We start from the raw sequence: 738 nt of genomic DNA, 5'->3' as shown, positions 1-738 counted from the left end.
TTCATCTTCTTCAATTCTGACAAGATCCCCGTCCTCGGCGTCCGTCAAATTCAGTTCCTTATGAATCTCTTTCAAGATCCCGCCGTAGCCGATCAACCGCCTGGCATTTAACGCATCATCCAAATAATAGACCGTATCCAAATTTTCCTCGGTCACTTCATTCCCACGTATCACATCAGTGTCTTTCACTGGATACTTAGAAATCTCTAAAATAGCTTTCTGTTCTTCCATTTCTTTGCGTACTTCTTTTTCAATCGCTTCCGCATCGATTCCCTTTTTACCTTTGACCCTTTGCACATGCACAATAGGTGTGTAATCCAATTTCATTGCTCTTTTCCAAAGGCTTGTCCATTCTTTTTGATTAATATAGTTCTTACCAAAGTAATTAGTACGAACAGGTATTAACACATGAAAATGCGGATGATATGTATTTTCTTCATGATTTTTCGTAATCTCTAAAGCTCTGAAATACCCACGCACCGCAGAATCAACTTTTTTATATTTCATCAATCTATTAAAGCCTTTCATCATATCCGAAATGGTCTGTTTCAGATCATCACCCTCAACGTTTTTTACTGTCAACGTGAGAAATATCCATGCTGGCTTATATTGCCGATTGGCTTCTTCAACGATCAATTTGTTGTGATAAGCAATTTTCAATGACCTTCGCCACGCACACATAGGGCATAACCTCACTTTACAAAAATAGGCTTGATATAATCGTAGTCTGCCCGTTTC

The 738-nt window shown here is 38.8% G+C and carries 1 protein-coding gene; it reads right to left on the bottom strand.

Annotated elements, in window-relative coordinates; all coding sequences use genetic code 11:
• A partial coding sequence (locus ACTJKA_RS19980) for a protein rep (protein ID WP_440607926.1) occupies nt 1–738 on the bottom strand: 738 nt, incomplete at both ends.

Source organism: Bacillus sp. 22190, from assembly GCF_052045575.1.
Classification (GTDB): domain Bacteria; phylum Bacillota; class Bacilli; order Bacillales; family Bacillaceae; genus Bacillus; species Bacillus altitudinis.
This window is presented reverse-complemented; position numbering and strand designations above follow the sequence as displayed.